This window comes from Cryobacterium melibiosiphilum (genome assembly GCF_003602235.1).
Taxonomy (GTDB): Bacteria; Actinomycetota; Actinomycetes; order Actinomycetales; family Microbacteriaceae; genus Cryobacterium; species Cryobacterium melibiosiphilum.
The window spans coordinates 42,551-65,292 of sequence record NZ_QZVS01000077.1 but is presented as its reverse complement, the minus strand read 5'-3'; the positions used below and the strand labels follow the sequence as shown (position 1 = coordinate 65,292).

19 protein-coding genes are annotated in these 22,742 nt (G+C 68.0%); 12 read left to right on the top strand and 7 right to left on the bottom strand.

Annotated features, from left to right (window positions below):
• Nucleotides 1-95: 95 nt before the first annotated feature.
• The 3 genes from D6T64_RS08280 to D6T64_RS08270 all read right to left on the bottom strand — a co-directional run bounded on the left by D6T64_RS08280 (nucleotide 96) and on the right by D6T64_RS08270 (nucleotide 5,370).
• A complete protein-coding gene (locus D6T64_RS08280; RefSeq protein ID WP_119974084.1) occupies nucleotides 96-1,616 on the bottom strand; it encodes a carboxypeptidase-like regulatory domain-containing protein in 1,521 nt (506 codons plus the stop codon).
• A gap of 209 nt (nucleotides 1,617-1,825) precedes the next feature.
• Nucleotides 1,826-3,991, bottom strand: a complete 2,166-nt coding sequence (locus D6T64_RS08275) for a DEAD/DEAH box helicase (RefSeq protein ID WP_119974081.1) — start codon at nucleotides 3,989-3,991, stop codon at nucleotides 1,826-1,828.
• 290 nt (nucleotides 3,992-4,281) lie between these two features.
• Complete coding sequence (locus D6T64_RS08270) at nucleotides 4,282-5,370, bottom strand: GTP-binding protein (protein WP_119974079.1); 1,089 nt, start codon at nucleotides 5,368-5,370, stop codon at nucleotides 4,282-4,284.
• Nucleotides 5,371-5,422: 52 nt separating this feature from the next.
• Between D6T64_RS08270 and D6T64_RS08265 the strand changes: the two genes are divergently transcribed.
• The 4 genes from D6T64_RS08265 to D6T64_RS08245 all read left to right on the top strand — a co-directional run bounded on the left by D6T64_RS08265 (nucleotide 5,423) and on the right by D6T64_RS08245 (nucleotide 9,370).
• Nucleotides 5,423-5,545 (top strand): ribosomal protein bL36, encoded by a 123-nt coding sequence (locus D6T64_RS08265; RefSeq protein ID WP_119974076.1) that lies wholly within the window; start codon nucleotides 5,423-5,425, stop codon nucleotides 5,543-5,545.
• A 137-nt stretch (nucleotides 5,546-5,682) separates the two neighbouring features.
• Nucleotides 5,683-6,825, top strand: a complete 1,143-nt coding sequence (locus tag D6T64_RS08260; protein ID WP_147364509.1) for an alpha/beta hydrolase — start codon at nucleotides 5,683-5,685, stop codon at nucleotides 6,823-6,825.
• A gap of 646 nt (nucleotides 6,826-7,471) precedes the next feature.
• A complete protein-coding gene (locus tag D6T64_RS08250; protein WP_119974069.1) occupies nucleotides 7,472-8,626 on the top strand; it encodes a M23 family metallopeptidase in 1,155 nt (384 codons plus the stop codon).
• A 135-nt stretch (nucleotides 8,627-8,761) separates the two neighbouring features.
• On the top strand, nucleotides 8,762-9,370 hold the full coding sequence (locus D6T64_RS08245) for a DUF4232 domain-containing protein (RefSeq protein WP_158594845.1): 609 nt from the start codon (nucleotides 8,762-8,764) through the stop codon (nucleotides 9,368-9,370).
• Nucleotides 9,371-9,453: 83 nt separating this feature from the next.
• Here D6T64_RS08245 and D6T64_RS08240 read toward each other — a convergent pair whose 3' ends face one another.
• On the bottom strand, nucleotides 9,454-12,900 hold the full coding sequence (locus D6T64_RS08240; protein WP_233550951.1) for an efflux RND transporter permease subunit: 3,447 nt from the start codon (nucleotides 12,898-12,900) through the stop codon (nucleotides 9,454-9,456).
• Between the two features lie 165 nt (nucleotides 12,901-13,065).
• Nucleotides 13,066-13,626 (bottom strand): aminotransferase class I/II-fold pyridoxal phosphate-dependent enzyme, encoded by a 561-nt coding sequence (locus D6T64_RS08235; RefSeq protein ID WP_233550950.1) that lies wholly within the window; start codon nucleotides 13,624-13,626, stop codon nucleotides 13,066-13,068.
• A gap of 10 nt (nucleotides 13,627-13,636) precedes the next feature.
• Here D6T64_RS08235 and yczE point away from each other — a divergent pair, with 10 nt between their 5' ends.
• Nucleotides 13,637-14,263 carry a membrane protein YczE gene (yczE, locus tag D6T64_RS08230; RefSeq protein WP_199719113.1) on the top strand — a complete coding sequence of 209 codons (627 nt, stop codon included), beginning with the start codon at nucleotides 13,637-13,639 and terminating at the stop codon, nucleotides 14,261-14,263.
• 273 nt (nucleotides 14,264-14,536) lie between these two features.
• On the opposite strand, the gene D6T64_RS08225 is transcribed toward yczE, so the two are convergent.
• Together D6T64_RS08225 and D6T64_RS08220 are read right to left on the bottom strand one after the other, a co-directional pair.
• On the bottom strand, nucleotides 14,537-15,310 hold the full coding sequence (locus tag D6T64_RS08225; RefSeq protein WP_119974064.1) for a MerR family transcriptional regulator: 774 nt from the start codon (nucleotides 15,308-15,310) through the stop codon (nucleotides 14,537-14,539).
• A gap of 52 nt (nucleotides 15,311-15,362) precedes the next feature.
• Nucleotides 15,363-16,565 carry an ArgE/DapE family deacylase gene (locus D6T64_RS08220; protein ID WP_119974062.1) on the bottom strand — a complete coding sequence of 401 codons (1,203 nt, stop codon included), beginning with the start codon at nucleotides 16,563-16,565 and terminating at the stop codon, nucleotides 15,363-15,365.
• 84 nt (nucleotides 16,566-16,649) lie between these two features.
• On the opposite strand from D6T64_RS08220, the gene D6T64_RS08215 reads away from it, so the two are divergent.
• From D6T64_RS08215 to D6T64_RS08185, 7 genes are all read left to right on the top strand, one after another.
• Entirely contained in the window at nucleotides 16,650-17,492 is an 843-nt protein-coding gene (locus D6T64_RS08215) for a CPBP family intramembrane glutamic endopeptidase (RefSeq protein WP_119974060.1), read from the top strand.
• 130 nt (nucleotides 17,493-17,622) lie between these two features.
• Nucleotides 17,623-18,489, top strand: coding sequence for a DUF4097 family beta strand repeat-containing protein (locus tag D6T64_RS08210; protein ID WP_119974057.1), 867 nt, complete (start codon nucleotides 17,623-17,625; stop codon nucleotides 18,487-18,489).
• A complete protein-coding gene (locus D6T64_RS08205; RefSeq protein WP_119974054.1) occupies nucleotides 18,486-19,094 on the top strand; it encodes a PadR family transcriptional regulator in 609 nt (202 codons plus the stop codon). Before D6T64_RS08210 ends, D6T64_RS08205 begins: the two co-directional genes overlap by 4 nt.
• Before the next feature lie 131 nt (nucleotides 19,095-19,225).
• Nucleotides 19,226-21,382 (top strand): APC family permease, encoded by a 2,157-nt coding sequence (locus D6T64_RS08200; RefSeq protein ID WP_377012340.1) that lies wholly within the window; start codon nucleotides 19,226-19,228, stop codon nucleotides 21,380-21,382.
• 3 nt (nucleotides 21,383-21,385) lie between these two features.
• Nucleotides 21,386-21,790 (top strand): fluoride efflux transporter FluC, encoded by a 405-nt coding sequence (locus tag D6T64_RS08195; RefSeq protein ID WP_119974052.1) that lies wholly within the window; start codon nucleotides 21,386-21,388, stop codon nucleotides 21,788-21,790.
• Nucleotides 21,787-22,170: a fluoride efflux transporter FluC gene (locus D6T64_RS08190; RefSeq protein ID WP_119974050.1), complete on the top strand. Its 384-nt coding sequence runs from the start codon at nucleotides 21,787-21,789 to the stop codon at nucleotides 22,168-22,170. Before D6T64_RS08195 ends, D6T64_RS08190 begins: the two co-directional genes overlap by 4 nt.
• Nucleotides 22,171-22,435: 265 nt before the next feature.
• On the top strand, nucleotides 22,436-22,726 hold the full coding sequence (locus D6T64_RS08185) for a DUF3073 domain-containing protein (protein ID WP_119974048.1): 291 nt from the start codon (nucleotides 22,436-22,438) through the stop codon (nucleotides 22,724-22,726).
• Nucleotides 22,727-22,742 lie beyond the last annotated feature (16 nt).

The following is a 22,742-nucleotide window of genomic DNA, read 5'->3' as shown; positions in this document are numbered from 1 at the left end:
TAAATTGCTCACTCGCGGATGTCTGGGGCCGGGATGCAGAGAAGGGGCACCCTCCGCTGTGCGGTGGATGCCCCTTCGGGTCGATGTGGTTGGCGCTACAGGGCCGAGTTTCTCAGCGCCCCGGTGGTGCGGCGGCGCGCGGCGATCGTCAGCGCCAGGCCACCGAGCACCAGGAGGGTCAGGGCGAGCGAGCCCGACGACAGGTTGGCTCCGGTTTCACTCAGCGGCACGGTGAGCGCCGCAGAGGTGTAGGAGATTCCGTTCTCGTCGAGAAAGACGATGTGGTGGGTACCGGTTGGGATTCCGGCCGGCATGATGAAGCTGCCGCTGATTCGGCCTTGGGCGTCGGCGACGAGGGTGCCCAGCAGCACGGGGCTGGAATGCAGCCAGATCTCGACGACCTCGAAGGGAGCGAAGCCGTCACCGGTGATCGGGATGCTGGTCCCCGGGGCGAGCGTGGCCGCCGGCATCGTCACCCGGTCGCTCTGAGCACCGACAACCGACGTGGCGGTCGAGGTTCGAGTTTCGTCCCTGGTAGGGGCCGACGTCGGGGTTGGTGAAGCGGTGGCGCTCGGGTCCGGTGTGGAGTTTGTTTCCGCTGCCTGAACCAATTCGGTTTCGTCGCTGTGGAAAGGGGCCGAGCCGGCCGCCGTGCCGGTTATCCGGACACTCAAAGCACTACCGAGGTCGGCCTCGGTGAGGGTATACGTGCTGGACTCTCCGACAAGGGCATAGCTCCCGTTAGACCGATACCAGCTGTAGCTCAGCTCTGCATCAGACGGTAACCAGGAGCCCGTCACGCTGAGGGTCTCGCCCACGCGGGCCTCGCCGGCGATGGTTGGTTTGCCCGAGAGAGGGTACGCCGTGCCGTCGAGCATCACGGTAGCGTCGATGTTTGGAACCTCGCCAGCGTCGGGAACAACGATTGTCTCCGCACTGTCACGAGTCGCGGCGTTGCCGTAGTAGACCGGGGCAAACCCTGTCGCTGATCCGTTCCCGCCAAAGCTCACTTTGTAGTTTCCAGCTGGCAGCGAACCCACCGAATATGAGCCGTCGGAGGCCGTGTATGCCCGGTCGATGGACCAATAAGTTCCTACTGCGTCGAGCACCGTGACGGGGATTCCCTCAGCCGGTGTTGTCACGCCCTGAATATTCTTCGACACTACTCCGGAGACCATGCTGCCCTGCTTGAGGACGGCGTTGACCGTGATGTCAGCGGCATTGAAATTCACACTGTTATACAGCGAATTCAGAAGTCCGAACCCGCCCTGCGAATACGGCGCAAAAACCCTCAAAGAGTCGATATCGGAGGTTAGCCCAGTGATCACGTAGCGACCATCGTTATCCGTCACTGCGCTTGCAGATGGCACGCTCCCTTGTGAATCGCTTACGGAGACGTATGCTCCAGCGACCGCAACGATGCCATCCGGCGTCTCGCCGGTGACCGTGCCCGAGATTGTCAGGTTCTCGGTGGTCGTCGCTGTGGTGGTTGCCGCGGCATCCTCCCCCACGGCCGTGGCCGGAGCCGCCGTGAGCGCCCCGAAGGTCAGGACGGCCGCAACGGTAAGGGCCAGCGCGATGCTGCCCTCGCGGATGCGGGTGAAGAAGTTCGCCATGATTGCCTTTGATCTGTGCCAGCGCCGGTCATGCGAGCATGCCTCAACGAGCGGAGCGGAGCTCGCCCCGTCCAGTTTATGTGGCAATACATAGCCACGAGGCGCGTTCGAGCCTGCGCGTGGCCCCAGTTCGGGAGGACCCGCAGGCGCCGGGCATACAACAGGGCACCCGCCGATCGGCGGGTGCCCTGTTGTGCGTGCGCGTCTAGTTAGACGTTGGCGAGCTCCTGGATGGCAGCATCACCGGGGCCGGCCGACATGTAGCTGGCCTCGATCTCGGCACGGTCGAGCAGCTCGTCCATGCGGCGCTTGCGCTGCTTCGGGATGAGCGTGACGACGGTTCCGGTCTTGCCCGCGCGGCCCGTACGGCCCGAGCGGTGCAGGTAGGTCTTGTACTCGTCGGGCGCGTCGGCCTGGATGACCAGGTCGATGTCGTCCACGTGGATTCCGCGAGCCGCGACGTCGGTGGCGACGAGAACATTGACCCGGCCGCTCGTGAGCATCTGCAGGTTGCGGGTACGGCGGGCCTGGTTCAGGTCACCGTGCAGGCTGGTGGCCTTCACGCCGGCGTCTTCGAGCTGCTCGGCGAGCTGCTCGGCGTAGGCACGGGTGCGGCTGAAGATGAGCGTCTTGCCGTCGCGGTTGACGAGCTCTTCGATGATGCGGCTCTTGTCGCGGTGCTCGATGACGAGAACGCGGTGGTCGATCGTGGAGGAGGCCTGGTCTTCACCGGCGACCTCGTGCACGGCCGGGTTGGTCAGGAATTCCTTGACCAGCGAGGCGACGCCCTTGTCGAGGGTGGCGGAGAAGAGCAGCTTCTGGCCGCCCTTCTTGGTCTGACGCAGGATGCGCTGCACGGGCTCGAGGAACCCGAGGTCGCACATGTAGTCGGCCTCGTCGAGCACGGTGACGACAACTTCGGACAGGTCGAGGCGACCCTGATCGATGAGGTCTTCGATGCGGCCGGCGGTGCCGATGATGATGTCCACGCCGCGCTGGAGGGCGCTGACCTGGCGGTACTGCGGCACTCCGCCGTAGATCTGGGTGGTGAAGAGGCCGACGCTGCGGGCGATGGGCTGCACGGTACGGTCGATCTGCAGCGCGAGCTCACGGGTCGGGGCGAGGATGAGCGCGCGGGGCTTGCGGGCCATCTTGCGGTCCTTGGCGCCGTTGTTCTCCATCAGCTTCTCGACCAGCGGAGCGCCGAAGGCGATCGTCTTGCCGGAACCGGTCTTGCCACGGCCGAGCACGTCGCGGCCGGCGAGCACGTCGGGGATCGTGGCGGCCTGGATCGGGAACGGTGACGGAGCGCCGAGGGCGGCGAGCTCACGCACGATGTTCTCGCCGAGGCCCAGGTCACCGAAGGTGACGCCGACGACATCGGATGCCGTCGTCGCGATGGCTTCGAGGCGCTCAAGGACGACGTCGTCGCCACCGGCGAAGGTCGGCTTGGCGCCGTTTTCGCTGCGCTTCGGGTAGAACTTGCTGTCGCCGTCGTCCGAACGCGAGGGGCGGTCGTTACCGAAATCGCGGCGGGGCGGGCGGTCGTCGTTGGAACGGCGCGGGGCGCGGTCCTCAAAGCTGCGGGGAGCGCGCTCGGCGCGGTCGCCGTAGGACGGACGCTCGGTGCGGGCGGGACGCTCGCTGCGGTCACCGTACGAGGGACGCTCGGTGCGGGGCGCGCTGCTGCGGTCGCCGTAAGACGGGCGGTCGTTGTTGTAGGCCGGGCGCTCGGTGCGCGGGGCACGGTCGCCGTAGGACGGACGCTCGGTGCGCGGGGCGCTGTTGCGGTCGCCGTAGGACGGGCGTTCGTTGTTGCGGTCGTTGTTGTAGGCAGGACGGTCCGTGCGCGGGGCGCGGTCACCGTACGAGGGCCGGTCGTTGGAACGGGCCGGACGGTCGTTGCGGTCGCCGTACGACGGACGGTCGCCACGGGGAGCACTGTTGTTACGGTCACCATAAGAGGGACGGTCGTTCGAGCGGGCCGGACGGTCGTTGCGGTCGCCGTACGACGGACGGTCGCCACGGGGAGCACTGTTGTTACGGTCACCATAAGAGGGACGGTCGTTCGAGCGGGCCGGACGGTCGTTGTTGTAGGCGGGGCGCTCGGTGCGGGCACCGGTCGCCGGGCGCTCGGAGCGGCCGGCGCCATAGGCGGGGCGGTCTCCGTAGGCGGGACGATCGTTTGCCTTCGCGGCACGCTCATCGGCGTTCCAGCGGGCCTTCTTGGGCGCACCCTCGTCAGCGCGGAAGCCGCGGTGACCGGGGCTCTTGCTGCCCTGATTGTTCGAGCCACCCCGGTTCGGGGCGCCCTTTGCAGAGTACTTCGGGTCGTAATTCTTACCGCCGACGGCGGGATTCTTGCTCTGAGGCATAGAAATGTTCCTGGGTTATGTTCAGTACATGGCAGAACAACGTCGCACATGCGACGATCTGAGAACCCGGGCAGTCTATGGCCGGGGCCGTTCACATACAGTGATTTTTCACCAGCGGATTACTGGGAAACCGGCCCAACTTGACTTACAAACCCATCTGCGCACACGTGAAGAAAGCGCAGTGTCAAGAGCCGACTTGTTTACGCTACCGGACAACGGGCACAATGTCACGCTTTGGTGCCAAAATTGTGGCAATCCGATCAATGCCGTCTGAATCAGTGCCGCCCGGATCAGTGTCGGTGCTGCAGGTCCCAGGCCGGGAACGGATCCGGCGTCGCGCACCACTGCGTGGGCCCCGCCAGAAACTCGGCGTCGTTCAGCAAGCACTCGTTGAGGTTGCGGGTGAGTCGGTTCACGTCGAGGTTACGGCCGAAGAAGGCGATCTCCTGCCCCCAGGGGGAATCGGGGTCGTTGGTGAGCATGCCGGTCGGCTCGAAGGTGATCGTGCCGCCGACACTGCTCCACGACCCCACGACGCCCGGCCGGGACGCGAGCCGGAACAGCCCCCGCGAGCGCAGGATATCGCCGGACTCCCCCGAACGGTTCGCGAAGAAGTGCGCGAGCCGGGCCGGGTGAAAGGGGCGCACGTCGCGGTAGACGACACAGGAGAGTCCCTGCGGGCTCTGCGAGAGCAGCGCATCACCGTTCAACTGGCGCACCCAGCCGGGACTGCGCGCCAGCCAGGCGTGCATGTCGCGCCGGGGCGCTGGCCACGACGCGGCGGCCCCCTCTCCGTGAATGGCGAAGACGATGAAACTCGAGGGGTTGAGCAGCCGCACGAAGTCGCGAATGTCGCCACACTCCACGCGTCGCACGAGGTCGCTCTTGTTAATCACGACGACGCTCGCCCACTCGATCTGCTCGATGAGCGCATCGCCTCGGGTGCGGTCGGAGGGGGCGGGATCGTTGAAAGCGCCGACATCCGCTGCCTCATGAACGGGCAGCGAACCGTCGCTCGCGTCGCTCTGCAGGTCCTCCCAGAAACGCGAGGCATCGAGCACGGTGACGAGGTCGCCGAGGCGCACGCTGGCCGCGCCGCGCTGCTCATTGCGGTCGGGGGCGAGAAAGCTCGCGACTTCGAGCGGGCCGATCGAGGGATGAGCCTCGACGAAGACCTCGCGCACGCCGGGCACCGCGCTGCCCTGCCAGGCCTGCCACGGCGCGGCGGCGAGGGGACTGGCGGCCAGAGTGTCGGCATCATCGGGCATGAGCGCCCGCGGGTGAATCGCGGTGCCGCCCAGGGCACGGGCGACGGATGACTTTCCCGCGCCGGGAAGGCCGCTCACCACATTGACCCTGAGGAAATCTTCTGTTTGCATGCCTGCTAGCCTAATTGATAGTGATTATCAATAAGAAATCGAAGGAGACACGATGAAGGTTCGCAATTCGCTCAAAAGGCTCAAGCTGGTGCCCGGATCCCAGGTAGTGCACCGCCGCGGCCGGGTGTTCGTGATCAACAAGCTGAACCCGCGCGCCAAGGCTCGCCAGGGCTAAGCCTGACCGGGTCAGGCTCGGCCGAGCGTTGCACGCTCGTCGTCGCGCTCGCCTGCGATTCGGCGCGGGCGAGCGGCGGGCGTATTCTCAGGGCACACCGCAGCGCCAGCGGCCCGACCGCTCGCCCCCGGAGATCCGTGACCACTCGCCCCCGCCCTTCGGGCCGGCACCGCCTGCGTACCATGCTCGTGGTGGGTGCCGTCGCGATCGTGGCGACCATGCTGTTGGCCGGTTTTCACACCCAGCTCTCCGATCTGCGCCCCGACGACCGCAGCGACGAGGCCAGCGAGCTGCTGACCCCCGCGATTATCGGCATCCGCACCTTCGTGCCCGCCGGCGACGTGCGGGTCGACGAAGATGTGGAGTACGCCACCGAGCTCGACGGAACACCCCTCACCCTCGACGTGTGTTCGCCCGCCCAGCCCACGCCGAGCCCGACCGCAGTCCCGGCCGCCGCGGCCAGCACCGCTCCGACCGAGACCACGGATGCCCCGGCCACGCCCACCGAGCCCGCAAACGCCGGGGCCGCGAGCGACGACACCGACACCGATGCGGAGAGTGACGACGACGCGAGCGCGGAACTGCTTCCCGCGGTGCTCTCGATTCACGGCGGCAGCTGGGCCCGCGGCGACAAGGCCAACAGCGACTGGCGTGCGGTCTGCGAGTGGCTCGCGAGCGAAGGTTTCGTCGCGTATTCGGTGAACTACCGACTGGTGCCCGACGTCGTATTTCCGGCGGCACTCGACGACCTGACCGCGGCCGTGAACTGGATGCGCAGCGCGGACAACGCCGAGGAATACGGCATCGACCCCGATCGGATCGGCGTGTTCGGAGGTTCCGCCGGCGCCAATCTTGCGGCCGTACTGGGCGCGACCGGATCCGGGTCACTCACCGAGGGGGCGCGCGTCGCGGCGGTTGCCGCACTCTCCGGACCCGTCGACCTCACCTACGAGGGGCTCGTCTCGATCGGCGCGAGCGACAGCCTGCAACAGATTGCCCGGGAGTACGTGGGCTGCGACTCGCTGCAGGACTGCGACGCGGCGGCCGAGGCATCCGTCGCTGATGCACTCGACCGCACTGACCCGCCCGTATTCATCGGAACGTCCGAGGAAGAGTACGTGCCCCTGCTGCAGTCCACGGACTATGCGGAGGCCCTCGCCGACCTCGACATCGACCATGAACTGGTGACCGTGCCCGGCGCGCTGCACTCGATCGGAATCCTCGACGAGGCGATGCGCTCCCGGGTCGCGACGTTCCTGCACCAACACCTCGGCGCCTAGCCCGCGCGGCCTTCACCCCCGTTTTGGGGCGACCTGACGTGTCGCGGTTGTGAGGCCGCACTTCGACTGCAATACTGTCGCCGCCGACCCAGCCGAGTCGGTTCACAACGGAGTGGGGTTGCGAGTGCTCTCGAAACTGAGTTTTCGTCGCCTTGCTCCGGCCCGGGCGGCTGCGTGGGCGAAAGCACTGGCGGTGTTGCTGGCTTTTGGGGTGGTGTTCGGCCCCGCGCTCGGGATGATGTCAGCGAGCGCCGCGGAAATCACGGCCAGTGACGCGACCCTCGCTGAACCCGCGCCCGGCCCGACAGCCACAGCCACAGCCACAGCCACAGCCACAGCGGAGCCCACTGCGAGTTCTACTCCGATTTCTCCTTCGAGTCCTGAGCCGTCCGCTGGCCCTGGCGCCGAGGTGACACCTACACCTACGCCTACGCCTACGCCTACGCCTACGCCTACGTCGACGCCCACGCCCACGCCCACGCCCACGCCCGCAAGCGAAGCGTTACCTCCGCCGACCCCAACCCCAACTCCGGCTCCGTCCCCGACTTCGACTCCACCGAGCCTCCCCCGTATCCTGCCCAGTATCCTGCCCCTCCCCGCCCCGTCAGCACCATTCGAGCCTCAGGCCGACCCGATCCCTCAGGCCGTGCAGCTGCCGGCCGAGTTCACGTTGCGCGCGGCCATCGTCGCTGCCGAGCGTGCCGCGCAGAGTGCCGCCGATCGCGCGGCGGAGGCGGAGCGGGCATCCGCGGCCCGAACGGCGCGCATCATGACCGCCCTGGACGAATACGACGCGGCGCTGGCCGTGGTGGAGGTGGCGACCCGCGCCGACGCCGACGTGCGCGCGGACTACGACACGGCGGTCAGCCAGTACGGTCTCGTCCACCGACTCGCCGGCTCCGCGGCCCGCACGGCAACGGCCTCGCAGAATTCTCTGGCGACACTGGTTCGGGCGATGGCCCAGGGCAAATCCGGTACCGCCACGGTCGATGCCCTGCTCGACGGAGACGCCGACGCCAACCTGCTCTACCGGCTCGGGGCGCTGGAACGCCTGGACACCCTGACCGAAAACATCACCACCGTGCGGGCACGGGTCGTCGCCGACCGGGAACGTGCCGACGACCTCGCCGAGCAAGACGCCCGACTCACCGCCGCCCTGAACCAGGACGTGGTCAGCGCAGCGGCCGCGCGACTGGTCGACGCCACCGCCCAGGCCGATGCGAGCCGCGGCCGGCTGTTGGCGCTCGGATCCGAACTCTCCCTGAGCGCCGCACTCTTCCCGAGTGACGGTGTCTTGAACGCCGGCATCACGCTCGCCTCCTTGCTCTCGGCAGCGGATGCCGGACTGCTCAGCGATCAGGGCTGGGCGCTGCCCGCGGTCGGCCGCGTCACGAGCGGCTACGGCCCCCGACCGGACCGGCCGCTTGCCGGGGTGAGCGCCGTGCACTATGGCACCGATCTGGGAGCTGCCTGCGGCGCGGGCGTCTCTGCGGCAACCTCCGGCATTGTCGCCGCGGTCGGCGAGGTCGGTAGTTACGGAAATTGGATCCTGATCGACCACGGCGACGGCGTCGCCACCGGCTACGCCCACGTCGCGACCGGGTCGACGCGCGTGGCCGTCGGGGACCAGGTCGCGGCCGGGCAGGTGATCGCCGCGGTCGGCAGCACCGGCGCCTCCACGGGCTGCCACCTGCACTTCGAGGTGCGCCTCGGGGGGATTCGGGTCGATGCGGCGCCCTTCATGGAGTCCCGCGGCATCCGCTTGCCCGGGGCTGCACCCTCGGTCATCCCCCGCGAGTGAGCAATAAATGCACTTCCCGAGCGTGGGAAGTGCATTTATTGCTCACTCGCGAAAGTTTGCGGCCGGTGCGGCGCGGGTGTGGTTGAGTGGGGGATGGGGAAAATACGCACGATCGGGACTTCTCTTCTGGGCGCCATGACGATTGCGGTGCTGGCGGGCTGCGCGGGGCCGGCAGCGCCGGGCACGACGGCAGCGTCATCCGCGGCCCCCACCCCGGCTCCCAGCAGCACTTCGACGCCCGCGCCGGCGCCCACCTCCTCTCCGGCCGGCTCGAACACGGGGTCCACCGACACCTGGAAAATCGGCCCGAACGGCGAGTGTGACGCGGGCCAGCTCGCCTTCGCCCTCGAATCGCGGCCGATGGACAGCGGCATGAGCCAGTTTTATTGGAATTTGTCGATGACCAACACGAGCGACACCGTATGCACCCTGACCGGGTACCCTCAGGTGCAGCTCATGAGCTCGGGTCAGGGCATTGGCGCCGCGGCCGGGCGCGACACCGGGTCGGGACAGACGGAAGGGGTCGTCGAGATGCCGCCGGGGGCATCCGCTTACAGCCTGCTGCACCTCTCGCAGGCCGGCGTCTACGACTGCCCCATCGTTCCGGTCACCGAGCTCGCCGTGACCCCGCCGTACTGGGATGTGTCGCGCACCGTTGCCACGCCGAATGAGATCGACGGATGCGACGACCTCAGCACCGAGATCGTGCGGGCGGGCCCGCTCACCGCCACTCCCCGCGAGTGAGCAACGCGAGTGAGCAATAAGTGCACTTCCCGGGCGCGGGAAGTGCAAAAACTGCTCACTCGCGAAATCACACGCGAGACCGGCTACATGGCGCGGGTAGCGGATGCGGGGTGCGTGCGGCTGCGGGCAGCGGCGCGCCGTTCGCGCGGGGACTCCACCACGTAGTACAGCACCGGGAGCACCACGAGGGTGAGCAGCGTCGAGGAGACCAGGCCGCCGATCACCACGAGCGCGAGTGGCTGCGAGATGAAGCCGCCCTGCCCGGTGAGGCCGACCGCCATCGGCAGCAGGGCGAAGATCGTGGCGAGCGCCGTCATCAGGATCGGACGTAGCCGCCGGCTCGCGCCGTTGACGAGCGCGTCGTGCACCGATTGCCCGCGCCGCCGGTACTGGTTGACGAGGTCGACGAGCACGATCGCGTTCGTGACGACGATTCCAATCAGCATCAGCACGCCGATCAGCGAGGGCACCCCGAGCGGGATACCGGTGATCACCTGCAGCGCGATCGCACCGGTCGCCGCGAACGGCACCGATACGAGCAGCAGCAGCGGCTGCAACAGCGACCGGAATGTGGCGACCATCACGATGTAGACGATCAGGATCGCCACGAGCATCGCGATTCCGAGCTGCTCGAAGGCCTCGGTCTGGTCGGCGCTGACGCCGCCGAGTTCGGCGGTCGCGCCGGCCGGCAGGTCGGTGTCGTCGAGCGCCGCGGTGATCTCAGCGTTCGCGGTGCCAAGGTCGTCACTGTTCGGCGTCGCCGAGACCGTCGCGGTGCGCAGCCCCTTCGTCGTGGTGAGGTTCGATGGCCCGTCGACCTGGGCGACGGTCGCCAGGGTGTCGAGGGCGACGGTGCCGGTGCGGGTGGTGATGGGAAGGGCGGCGAGCTCGGCGGACGTGGTGGGCGGGGCATCCGTCTGCAGGTACACCGACAGCGAGCGCGCGTCGATGACGATCGACCCGATCACGCTGGGCTGCATCGCCTGCGAGACGAGGGTGCCGAGGGCGAGTTCGCTCAGGCCGGCCTCCGCGGCGGCGGCGCGATCCACGGTCACGGCGAGGTAGGGCCGCGACGCCGCGAGGTTGCTGGTGCTCTGCTCGATCGCGTCGAGGCCTGATACCGCGGCGAGGATGTCGTCGGCGGCGACCTGCAGGTCGGCATCCGTCTGCGCGGTCACGTTGATCTCGATGTCCGACGACGACCCGAAGCCGTCGGAGGCCGCGATCGTGATCTCGCCCGCGCCCTCGAGGTCGTCCAGCTCGGCGCGCGCACGGTCCTGCACGGCATCCGCGTCGGCGCTGTCGTCGGTGGTCACGGAGTAGCTGACCGTGCTCGTCGAGGGCGCCCCGCCGCGAAACGCGCTCTGCAGGTTGCTGCCACCGATCGAGACCTGCACGATACTGACGCCGTCAAGGCCGCGCAGGGTCTCGTCGACGGCGACGGATGCCGCATCCTGCGCCGCGAGGCTGGTGCCGACCGGCAGCACCTGGCTGACCCGAAAGGTATCCTGGCCGGTCGAGCCGAGAAAGTTCACCTTCATGAACGGCAGCAGGGCGACCGTGCCACCCAGGACGAGCACTGCCATCAGGAGGGTCGCGACGGAATGGCGCAGGGTCCAGCCGATGATCGGCAGGTAGCCCTTCTGCAGGCGGCCGGGGTTCTCGGCGAGTTCGGGCGCCTGGTCGGGGTTCGGGCGGGGGTTCTCGTCGACGGCGGCGGATGCCCCGTGCCGGGTTCCCTGCGTCGCCGCAGGCACCGCGGGCTGGGCGGCGAGTTCGGCCTCGACCATCGACCCGCCCGGCGCCACGGCAGCTGCGGCGATCCGAGCCGCCGACGCGGCCGAGACCGCTGCTGCTGCGGCCACGGCAGCGGCATTGGCGGCCTCGAGCGCCGCGGCGGCGACGGTCGCGGTCGCGGCATCGGCCTTGGCTGCCCTGTCCAGGGCCCGGGGAGACAGCGACTTCGCCGACCCGGCACCGGCGGCCTTCGGCGCCCGCAGAAACCAGTAGGCCAGCACCGGCACGATCGTGAGGGCCACCAGCAGTGACGCGAGCAGCGCGATCGTCACGGTCAGGGCGAAGGGGCGAAACAGCTCCCCGGTCGATCCGCCGACAAACGAGATCGGCAGGAACACCGTGACCGTCGTGATGGTCGACGCGGTGATCGCGCCGGCGACCTCGCGCACGGCCTCGACGATGGTCTGCGCCCGGTCGGAGCCGGCCACGAGGTGGCGTTTGATGTTCTCGATCACGACGATCGAGTCGTCGACGACACGGCCGATCGCAATCGTCAGCGCGCCGAGGGTGAGGATGTTGAGCGAGTAGCCCACGGCCTGCAGGCCGACGAAGGTGATCAGCACCGAGGTCGGGATGGAGATCGCCGTGACGAGCGTCGCCCGCACCGACAGCAGGAAGACCAGGATCACGAGCACGGCGAAGATGAGGCCGAGAATGCCCTCCTGGGTGAGGGCGTCGATCGATTCCTGAATGAAGGGGGCCTGGTCGAAGACGACGGTGAAGGTCGTGCCGGCGACGGCGTCCTCCAATCGGGGCAGGATATCGCGCACGGCGGTCGAGACATCGACCGTGTTCGCGGCGGGAACCTTGGTCACCGCGATGGTCAGCGCGGGTTCGCCGTTGACCCGGGACACGCTCTGCACGGGATTGTCGCCGAGGGCGACCGCGGCGACGTCACCGATTGTCGTCAGGGCGGGGGTCGCCGCGGCCGCGGCGGATGCAGCCGCGGAACCCGTCGCATCCGCCGCCTGCGCCCCGCCGGTTGCACCGCTCGAGGTGGCGATCACGGGCAGCGCCGCGATCTCGTCGACGGAGCCGAGCTTGCTGCCGGCCTGCACGGACAGGGTGGTGTCGCCCTCGGTGATCGCGCCGGCCGGAATCAGCGAGCCGTTCTGCTGCAGGGCATCCCGAATCGCCTGCGTGGACAGGCCGCGAGTGGTGAGCTCGTCGACGTTCGGGGTGATCGTGACGCGCTGGCCGACGTCGCCGACGAGGGCCGCCTCACGCACACCGTCAACGTCGCGAATGTCGCCGAGCACACTGCGCCGCAGGTCGTCGGCGAGAGTCGCGTTGTCGCCGCCGGCCACCGCGAGGCTGATCACCGGAAAGTCGTCAATGCTGCCGCTGATGACCTGGGGGTCGAGGTCCTCGGGCAGGGTTGCCTTGATGCGATTGATGGCCTGGCTCATGCGGGATTCGGCCTTGACCAGGTCGGTGCCGTAGGTGAACGTGGCGCTGACCAGTGAGGAGTTCGTGCTGCTCGTCGTGGTGGTCGTCTCGAGTCCTTCGAGGCCCTGGATCGCGGTCTCGATCGGCGTCGACACATCATCGTTGACGACCTCGGGGCTCGCGCCCGGATAACTCGTCGACACCAGCAGTTGCGGCAGCTGCAGCGAGGGAATGAGCTCCTGCTTCAGACTCGTCAGCGCGAGGCTGCCGAACACCGCGGCCACGATGGTGATAAGCGCGATGAGCGCCCGGTTTTTCATGCTCAACACGGCGAGAAAATGCACGCGCTCAGTCTGTCAGTCCGAACGCCGGGGAGTGAGGCCTGCATGCTGGGAATCCCGAGCCCGGACCCAGCCAGCGCACGGTGTCGCCATGACCCGCGACGTGATCGATGCGCCGACCCTCGACGCGCTCACCGCTTCAAAAACACGCACCAACTCGACATCCGACTAGACCACGTCGGCAAGAAAGCCGGTGTCGGGCAGCGGATGCCGCGCGAGTGATGTCCAGGCCAGGCCGAGCGCGTCGACGGCCCGGTCCAACTGCTCGGGGCTCGGGCTGAACGGCAGGCGCATGAAACGTTCGAAGGCCCCGTCGATGCCGAACCGTGGGCCGGCCGTCACGAGCAGTCCGTGGTTGCGGGCGGCGAGCGCGAGCTGCGAACTGACCGGCTCCCCGAGGTTCACCCAGGCGGTGATACCGCCGTCAACGTGTGGCACGGTCCAGTCGGGAAACCGTTCCGCGAGCAGGCGCTCGAGGTGGTCGCGCCCGGCGCGCAGCTGCTCGGAGCGGTAGGCGAGAATCTGCGGCATCTCCGGCAGCAGCCGGGCCACGAGCAACTGCTCGAGCACCGGGGTGCCCAGGTCGTTCGCGGAACGGGCCGCGACCAACCGGCGGATCAGCGTCGACTCGGCGCGGATCCAGCCGATCCGCACGCCGCCCCACACGGATTTGCCGACCGACCCGATCGAGACGACGGCCGCGGCCTCACGTGCGTACGGAATCGGCATTGCGCTGATCGTGCGCGGCGAAATCGGCGTGGCTCCGTGGGACGTGCTCACCCAGGGCATCGACAACCACACCGGCTGGGGATTCGGCGTCATCACCATCATCACGAGCGCGGTCGTGCTGCTGCTCTGGATTCCGATCAAGCAGAAGCCGGGCATCGGCACGATTCTCAATGCAATTCTCGTGGGGGTCGCGGCCGACGTGGGGTTGTGGCTGATTCCGACCGGTCAGGGTCTCACGCTGCGGATCGTGTTCTTCGCCGTCGGACTGAGTGTGCTCGCCATCGCGACCGGCCTCTACATCGGCGCGCACTTCGGCCCGGGCCCGCGCGACGGCCTGATGACCGGGCTTCACCGCCGCACGGGGTGGAAGATCTGGATCGTGCGCACCGGGCTGGAGGGCATTGTGCTGCTGATCGGCTGGGCGCTCGGCGGCAACGTGGGCGTCGGCACGGTGCTCTTCGCGGTACTCATCGGTCCTATGGTCAACGTGACGATGCCACTCTTCGCGATCAAGCGGCCGGCATCCGCTGCCCAGGCACTGCCCGCAGCCGGACCGTTGAGTACGACGGCGTCCGAGACCGCCACCAACCCCGCTGACTCTATTCCGACGCGCGAAGTGTCAGAGATGGCCCCATAGTTGAGCGTCCGTCATCGGTCGCGGGGTGGTCAAGGGGCGTTCTCTGACACCTCGTGCGCGAAGTGTCACAGAACGCCCCATCACTGCCGTCACCGCACCGTGAGGTGTCAGAGAACGCCCCTTGAAGTCGATCTATGGGGCCATCTCTGACACCTCACGAGACTTATGGGGCCATCTCTGACACCTCGTGCGCGAAGTGTCATAGATGGCCCCATGAGCTGGGGTTGAGCGCCCCGGGCGACCTGCGGCGCCGGGAGCACGGACGGGCGCGAACTACAGGGTGCGCTCGGCGAAGGCGAGCATCGTGTCGCGCACGAAGGCGGCACCGGATGCCCCGCCATAGTTTGCCGCGAACCTCTCGTCGGCAACGTACATCTCGGCCAGGCCCGTGAAGTAGAGCTTGGGTGGGCCGGCCGCCCCACCGCCGGGGGTGCCCGGGATCGCCCTCAGCCAGTCGAACTGCCGCTGGGCGAGCGCCTGGGCCGCGTCGCCAAGCGGATCGAGGCCGGCCGCGGCCGCCTGCTGCCAGTCCCGGCCGAGCGAAGCTGAGCGTTCCTTCCACTCGGCTTTCTCGGCCGCGGACATGCCGCGCCACCAGGAATCGCTGCGGGAGTAGGCATCCGCTCCCCAGCGCTGCTCGACCTCGTCCTTGTATTGGGTGTGGTCGAAGCCGTCGAACATTTTTTCTGCCATCAGCTGGTTTCCTCCATTCAGATTTTTCAGGGTGTTCTCGACCGCGCTGATCTGCCGGTCGAGACGGTGCTGTTCGCTCTGCAGCCAGGCGAGGTGGGCGGCAAGCGCCACGGCCTCGTCGGTCTCGCTCGCGAGCACCTCTGTGATCGCGGGTAAGCCGAGGCCGAGCTGCCGCAGCAGCAGGATGCGCTGCAGCCGCACGAGGGCGCGCTCGTCGTAGTGGCGATATCCATTGCTGCCGATGCGACTCGGCGGCAGCAGGCCGACGGCGTCGTAGTGCCGCAGCGTGCGGCTCGTCGTGTGCGCGAGGCGCGCGATGTCCTGGATCGACCAGTCCCTGCTCGCGTGTTCCATGACACTCACGCTAGAGGTTGACCCAGCGTCAAGGTCAAGCCTCGGGTCGAACTTACGAGCAGAAGTCGCGCAGGGTGCCCTCGAGGGTCGCTGCAAGCTGGCGCACCGACGCCACCTCGGCCCACTCCTCGTCGGCGTGGGCGCCGCCGCCGTCGACCCCGAACACCAGGCACGGGATGCCCGCCTCGAGGATAAGGCCGGCATCCGTCCAGAAGGGCTCACCGCGGTGCGCGGGCGCGCGGCCCAGCACCCGAGTCGCGCTCGACTGCAGCGCCTCGACGATCGGCCAGGCGACATCCGCTTCGAAGGCGGCGCGGGCGACGAGACGATCGAGCCGATACGCGAAGTCGGGCACGGTGGCGGCGAGGGCGTCGAGCAGCTCGCGCAGTTCGGCCTCGACGTGCTCCGGCGGCTCGCCGGGCAGCATCCGTCGTTCGAGGGTCAGCGTGCAGGCCGCCGCAACGGTGGCGGCATCGTCGCCGCCGGAGATCATCGAGACCCGCACCGTGCCGTGCCCGAGGGTGGGGTGCGGCGCGGTGGATTCGAGGCGGTCGCGCAGGCCGTCGAGGGCGGTGAACACGAGTGCCGCGTGCTGGATCGCGTCGACACCGCGCTCGGGCTGCGAACCGTGGGCGGCGACCCCCTCGAGTTCGAGCTCGAACCAGGCGAAGCCGCGGTGCGCGAGCGTGAGCTCGAGTCCGCTCGGCTCGGCGATGATGGCGGCATCCGCTCGGAAATGCCGCAGCACCTCTTCGGTGCCGAGGCTGCCGAACTCCTCGTCGGCGACGAGGGTCACGATCACGTCGCCGGCCAGCCGCGCGCCGTCCGGCCCCGAGGCGGATGCCCGCGCCGCCGCCACGAGGATCGCCGCGACTCCGCCGAGCATGTCGAAGGACCCCCGGCCGAAGATCCTGCCGTCCCGCTCTTCGGCCGTGAACGGGTCGCCGGTGTAGGTGGCGACGCCGACGGTGTCGAGGTGGCCGTTGAGCATCAGGGAGCGGCCGGCGCCGGTGCCGCGGAAGACGCCGACGATCGACGGGCGGCCCGGGCGCTCCTCGAGCCGGTGCACCTCGAAGCCGCGCTCGGCCAGCCACTCGGCGCACCAGGTGGCGATGCGCGCCTCGCCCGCAGCGCCGGGCACGAGATCGGGGTTGACCGAGTCGATTGCGATGAGGGTGCGCAGCAGGTCGATCGGGTCGAGCACGTCGAGCAGGTCGGGGGTCGCCGGTTCGGGGGAGATCAGGTCGGGGGACATGCCCCGAATGTACCTGTCGCATGTCTCGCGCAGGTTTCGGCCGCCGTCCGAAAGTCTTGTCAGACGAACTTGTTAGGCTGAAACATGGCCGCTTCCGCGACACACTCCCCCCTGCCGACCGCGACAAAGCCGCGCCTGTCCCCGGGACTGATCCCGGCGGCGATGCTCTCGGCCTCCGCGGTGTTGATCTTCGCGCTGCAGCTGCCGATTCCCGGATACGGGCTGCTGGCGGTATCCGTGGCCGTTGCCTTCTTCGTCAACCGGGCCCTGTTTCGAGACCTGCTGCTGCTCGCCGTCGGGCTGCTGATCATCAGCACGATCTCACTCGAAGCCAACATCGACTACCCGAACATCGCACTGATGGGCACGGTGCTGACGCTCTCGGTGCTCGTGCCCTACCTGCTCTCGCGCTACCTGTACCGGGACCACGCGATTCGGTTTCCGATCCGCACCGGGCAGCGCTGGACCACGCTGGAACGCTGGTACCTGCCGCTGGTGGTGCTGCTCGGCTACCTGATTCTGCCGAGCTATTTCATCGGCAGCGGCGCTTTCCTGAACTGGCCGGCGATCAGCGCGCCCGACGAACTCGCCCGTCTGTTCGTGGGGGTCGGCTTCGTCGGCATCTGGGACGAACTGTTCTTCATCTGCACGGCGTTTGCCCTGCTGAGAAGGCATTTTCCGGACTGGCAGGCGAACCTGCTGCAGGCCGTCATCTTCACCTCTTTTCTGTGGGAGCTCGGCTATCAGAGCTGGGGTCCGCTCATGACGTTCCCCTTCGCACTGCTGCAGGGGTACACCTTCGCCCGCACGCGGTCGCTGACCTACGTCGTTTGTGTTCACCTGCTCTTCGACCTGGTCGTTTTTCTCGTACTCGTGCACGCCCACAACCCGCAGTGGCTCGCGATCTTTCCGGTGTTCGGCGGCTAACGGCCGCCGAAACGAATCCCGGGAAACACTCAGGCTGAACCCTTGCCGCGCGCGGAAACGCGATATATCGTGTTATCCAGAAGACGCGATATATCGCGTATGAGTGTGATCAAACAGGGAAGGACACCCGGTGTCTCTGGAAAAATGGCTGGTCGCCCCCGGGCAGACCAAAATCATCGACATTGAGCTCGTTCGAGGGCTCAAAGTCGGCCTCATCGGCGGCAAGATCGACGTGATCGGCCACGACGAGCCCGGCGCCCGTATCGAGGTGCACAGCGTCACCGGCAAAGACCTCAAGATCTCGATGGACGGCGACGTGCTCGAGATCGATCACCCGCAGCTGCGCTGGGACAACTTCATCGAGGTCTTCGGATCGTTTCGCGGCACAGCCCAGGCCGATCTCAGCCTGATGGTGCCCCGCGACGTCGCCCTGAAATTCGGCGTCGTCTCGGCGGATGCCCTCATCTCGGGCCTCCGCAACGACGCCAAGCTCAGCACCGTCTCCGGTGACCTCGTCATCGACGACGTGACCGGTGACCTCGAGTTGAACGCCGTCAACGGCGAGATCTCGGTGCGCAACCATGTCGGTTCCATCGGCGTGCACACGGTGACCGGCGAGGTGACGGCGAGCGGCAACATCCGTCGTTTCGGTCTCGACGGCGTCTCGAGCGATGCCTTCCTCGACCTCGAGGGCACCCCAGACCAGGTCAACTCCAACACCGTCTCGGGCAACCTCACCGTACGGCTCGGCGCCGGCGTCGCCGCCCGCTACCGGCTCAACACGGTCGCCGGCACCCTGCAGCTCGACGACCAGACCGTGCGCACCACCTTCGGCCGCGGCTACCAGGGCAGCACCGGCAGCCTCGACAACTCCTTCCTCGAGCTCAACGCCAACTCCGTCTCGGGCAACATCTCGGTCGTGCGCCGGGCCGCCGCTGCAGGACCGGATGCCGCCCCCGAGTCCGCGCACAGTGCCCCCGGCGAGGCCGCATCATGACCCCGGTCTTCTCGCACGGCAGTCTGCGGCTCTACCTGCTCAGCCTGCTCGCCGAGCAGCCGCGGCACGGCTACGAGCTGATCCAGGCGCTGAGTGACCGGTTCGGTGGCACCTACAGCCCGAGCGCCGGCACCATCTACCCCCGTCTGGCCAAGCTCGAAGAAGAAGGACTCGTCACCAAATCCGCCGACGGCCGCAAGACCGTCTACGAGATCACCGACGCCGGGCGCACGGAACTGCTCGCCCGGGAGGGTGAACTCGGCCGCGTCGAGAGCGAGGTCACCGAGTCGGTGCGGCGCCTGGCCGACGAGGTACGCAGTGGCGTGAGCGCCGCGATGAAAGGCCTGCGGGCAGACCTCGCGAGCGCCGCCCGGCAGACGAAAGCGGATGCCTCCGTCGGCCCGACACCCGCCGACACCGGCACGCACGTCGCCTCGACCCGGGCCTTGCGCGAGGCCGACCTGGTGCTCAACGAGTTCCGGCACCAGCTGCGTGCCGACCTGCGCACGCAGGCCGCCGGCCCGGGCCTGCCCGGCGAGGTCGTCACGGACCTGCGGAGTCAGCTGGACGCGGTGCGCGCGAGCATCCTCGCGACCCGTCCGTAGGCATCCGCTGCCCGCACAACCCCGCGAGTGAGCACTTTTTGCACTTCCCGAGCGTGGGAACTGCACAAAGTGCTCACTCGCGAAAAATCGACTGCCGCCCGGAAAACTTGACACCGGGAGGCAACGGTGTAGTGTCATCCCTCGTGACACCAGAGGGGCTGCCCCCCACCCCAGAGAGCCGCTCCCCGAAGCGATGGATCATCGGCGATCCACTTCCGAGCGAGCACCTCGAGGGCCAGCTGCTGCCGAAACACCTCGCCCTGCCGATCTTCGCGAGCGACCCGCTCTCGAGCGTGGCCTACGCCCCGCAAGAACTGCTGATGATCCTCACCCTCGGTGGGCTCGCCTTCCTCAGCTTCGCGCCCTGGGTCGCCGCGGTCGTCGTGGTGCTGCTGGTGGTCGTGGTCGCCTCGTATCGGCAGCTGATCAAGGCCTACCCCTCCGGCGGCGGCGACTACGAGGTCGCCCACAAGAACCTCGGCGAGAAGGCCGGCCTCATCGTCGCCAGCGCCCTGCTCGTCGACTACGTCATGACCGTCGTCGTGTCCGTCGCCAGCGGCGTGGACAACATCATCTCCGCCATCCCCGGCCTCGACCCGTTCCGCGTCGAACTCGCCGTGGTCTTCATCATCCTGCTCGCCGCCGCCAACCTGCGCGGGGTGCGCGAGTCGAGCAAGGCCTTCGCCTTCCCCACCTACCTCTTCGTCGGCAGCGTCGCCCTGATGATCGTCGTCGGCCTCGCCCGCATGGCCCTCGGCGACACGCCGACCGCCGAATCGGCCGGCTTCGACGTGGAGGGCCATAGCCTCGCCCAGTCCGCGTTCATCCTGCTGTTGCTGCGATCGTTTGCGAGCGGATGCTCCGCCCTGACCGGCGTGGAAGCCATCGCCAACGGGGTCCCCGCCTTCCAGCACCCGAAGGTCAAGAACGCCCAGACCACGCTCGCCCTGATGGGCGGCATCGCGATCGTGCTGTTCGTCGGGCTGACGGCCCTGGCCCTGGCCTCCCAGGTGCACTATGCGGAGAAACCGTGTGACCTGATCGGCTGGGCGGAATGCGCCACCGACCCGCAGCGCAGCCTCATCGCCCAGGTCGCCGCCGCCACTTTCGGGGACTTCTCGATCATGTTCTATGTGCTGCAGGCGGCGACCGCGGCCGTGCTGCTGCTCGCGGCGAACACCGCGTTCAACGGGTTCCCGCTGCTCGGCTCGGTGCTCGCCCGCGACCAGTACGCGCCGAAGTCGCTCAGCACCCGCGGCGACCGCCTGATCTACTCGAACGGCGTGATCCTGCTCGCCCTCGCCGCGATCGTCATCATGGTCGTCTACCAGGCCAACCTCACCGTGCTGATCCAGCTGTACATCATCGGTGTCTTCGTGTCGTTCACGCTCGGCCAGACCGGCATGGTGAAGCACTGGCTGACCCTGCTGAAGACCAAGCCCGCCAACCGCGGTTCGATCATCGCGAGCCTGTCGATCAACGCCTTCGGCGCGATGCTCACCGGCGTCGTGCTGGTCGTCGTCACGGTCACGAAGTTCACCCACGGCGCCTGGCTCGTCTTCCTGATGATGCCGATCCTGTTCGCGCTGATGATGGGCGTCAACCGGTACTACCGTGACGTCGCCCGCGAGATCGAGGTCGACCCGATAACGACCTTCGGCTCGCAGGGCGACCACGCCATCGTGCTGGTCGGCAAGATGCAGAAGCCCGTGCTGAAGGCCCTCGACTACGCGATCGCCGCCCGCCACGTGAGCCTCGAGGCCGTGCACGTGTCCATCGATGACGTCGAAACCAAGGAGCTGAAACGGGCCTGGGTGAAGCAGAACATCCAGGTGCCGCTGCGCATCGTCGCGAGCCCGTACCGGGACATCAGCCATCCGCTGATCAGCTACATTCGTGACCGCCGCGAAGACCACGGCTCCGAGGTCGTCACCGTTTACACGCCGATCTACATCGTGGGGCACTGGTGGGAAGGCCTGCTGCACAACCACAAGGCCCGCCGGTTGCGCCAGAAGCTGATGATGGTGCACGGCGTGACGATCGCCCTCGTGCCGTGGCTGCTCGACTCTTCCGAGCTCATCTACGGGCGCCGGTCCCGCCCGATCCCCGGCCAAGACCGCCGCGGCGAGCCCGTACGCTCCCGCCCGGTTCCCCGCAAGTCCCTCGCGCCGCTCGGCACCGGGGTCATCAACGTGGTCAACAAGGTCGTCAAGAACGGCAGCCCCGTCGTAGGCGCCCCGTCGAACCGCTCGACCCCGAAGGCGTCGCGGCGCCGCAAACGCCGGTAACCCGTGCGGCTGATCCTGGCCGCCTTCCTCGGCGGAGTGCTGGGCACCAGCCTGCGTTTCGCCGCCGACGTCGCCGTGCCGCACACGACCGACCAGTTTCCGACCGGCACGCTGCTCGTCAATGTGCTCGGCGCCGCCGCGCTCGGGTGGCTGGTCGGCGGGCTGTGGACCCGGCCAGCCGTGCCGGCCTGGCTCAAGGTCGCGCTCGGCCCGGGAGTGCTTGGCTCCTTCACGACATTCTCGGCGGTGATGGTGTCGCTCGTCGCCCAGGGCGCGGCCGGGCTGTGGACGCTCGCCGTCGGCTATCTCGCCGCGTCCGTCGTGCTCGGCTTCGCCGCCGCGGCGCTCGGGCTCTGGCTCGGCCGACTTTTCGACGAGCGACTCACCCGGCGTCGGGACATCGCATGAGCGTGTGGGTCGTCCTGAGCGTGGTCGCCTGCGGGGGCGCAGCCACCGTCATCCGCTACCTGGTCTCGCGGGCCTGGCCGGTTAGGCACGTGTGGGGTGGGCGCGGACGGCTGGCCGGGGGTGTGCTGGTCGTGAACGTGGTCGGCTCGGCGCTCGGCGGCGTGGTGCTCGGCTTGGCCGAACGCGCCGCGATCTCGGCGGACCTGCAGCTGGTGCTGCTGACCGGGGTGTGCGGCGGCCTCACGACGTTCAGCACCTGGAGCGTCGAGACGATCGAACTGGTCAGCCGCGGCCGGTGGCGTTCGGCGCTGCTCAATGCGGGCCTGACGCTGGCCCTTGGCGCGGGTGTCTGCACCCTCGGTTACCTGCTCACGCGCTGAGTTGCTCCGAATTCGCACCCGACGACCAAACCGGAGCTGCGCGAATAGTAGGCTACGGGGAGGCCCGCCTGCCCTGCTCCGATGATCACTACAGGCGCACTCGCATCGCTCGGCAGCACAACCCCTCTCCCCAGGTACGCCTGAGAGGCGGGTCAGCAAGCCGTTCGTTCGGCCATGCTAAACTGGCCTCTAGTTTTTCCATTCCGTTCGGCAACTCCCGGGAGACTCTGGCTCACCCGGCCTGGCATCGTAAAGGGGGTCACGCATGGGGCGCGGCCGTCAAAAAGCAAAACACACCAAGGTGGCTCGTGAGCTGAAATACTTCAGCCCGGACACCAACTACAACGCGCTCGAACGCGAGCTCACCGGGCATCCGGCTGACCCGCGCCTCGACGAAGATTTGGCCAAGTGGCCTGAGTACGAAAAAGAGAAGGCCGAGAAGGCTGAGGCGGCGAAGAACGAGGCCGCTGACGACGAGAGCGACGAAGACGAACGCTATGTCGATCACTACGCCACCGATCAGTACGCCAGCGAAGACGAGCAGCGCCGCGCGTAGCCCAGCATCACCGCCT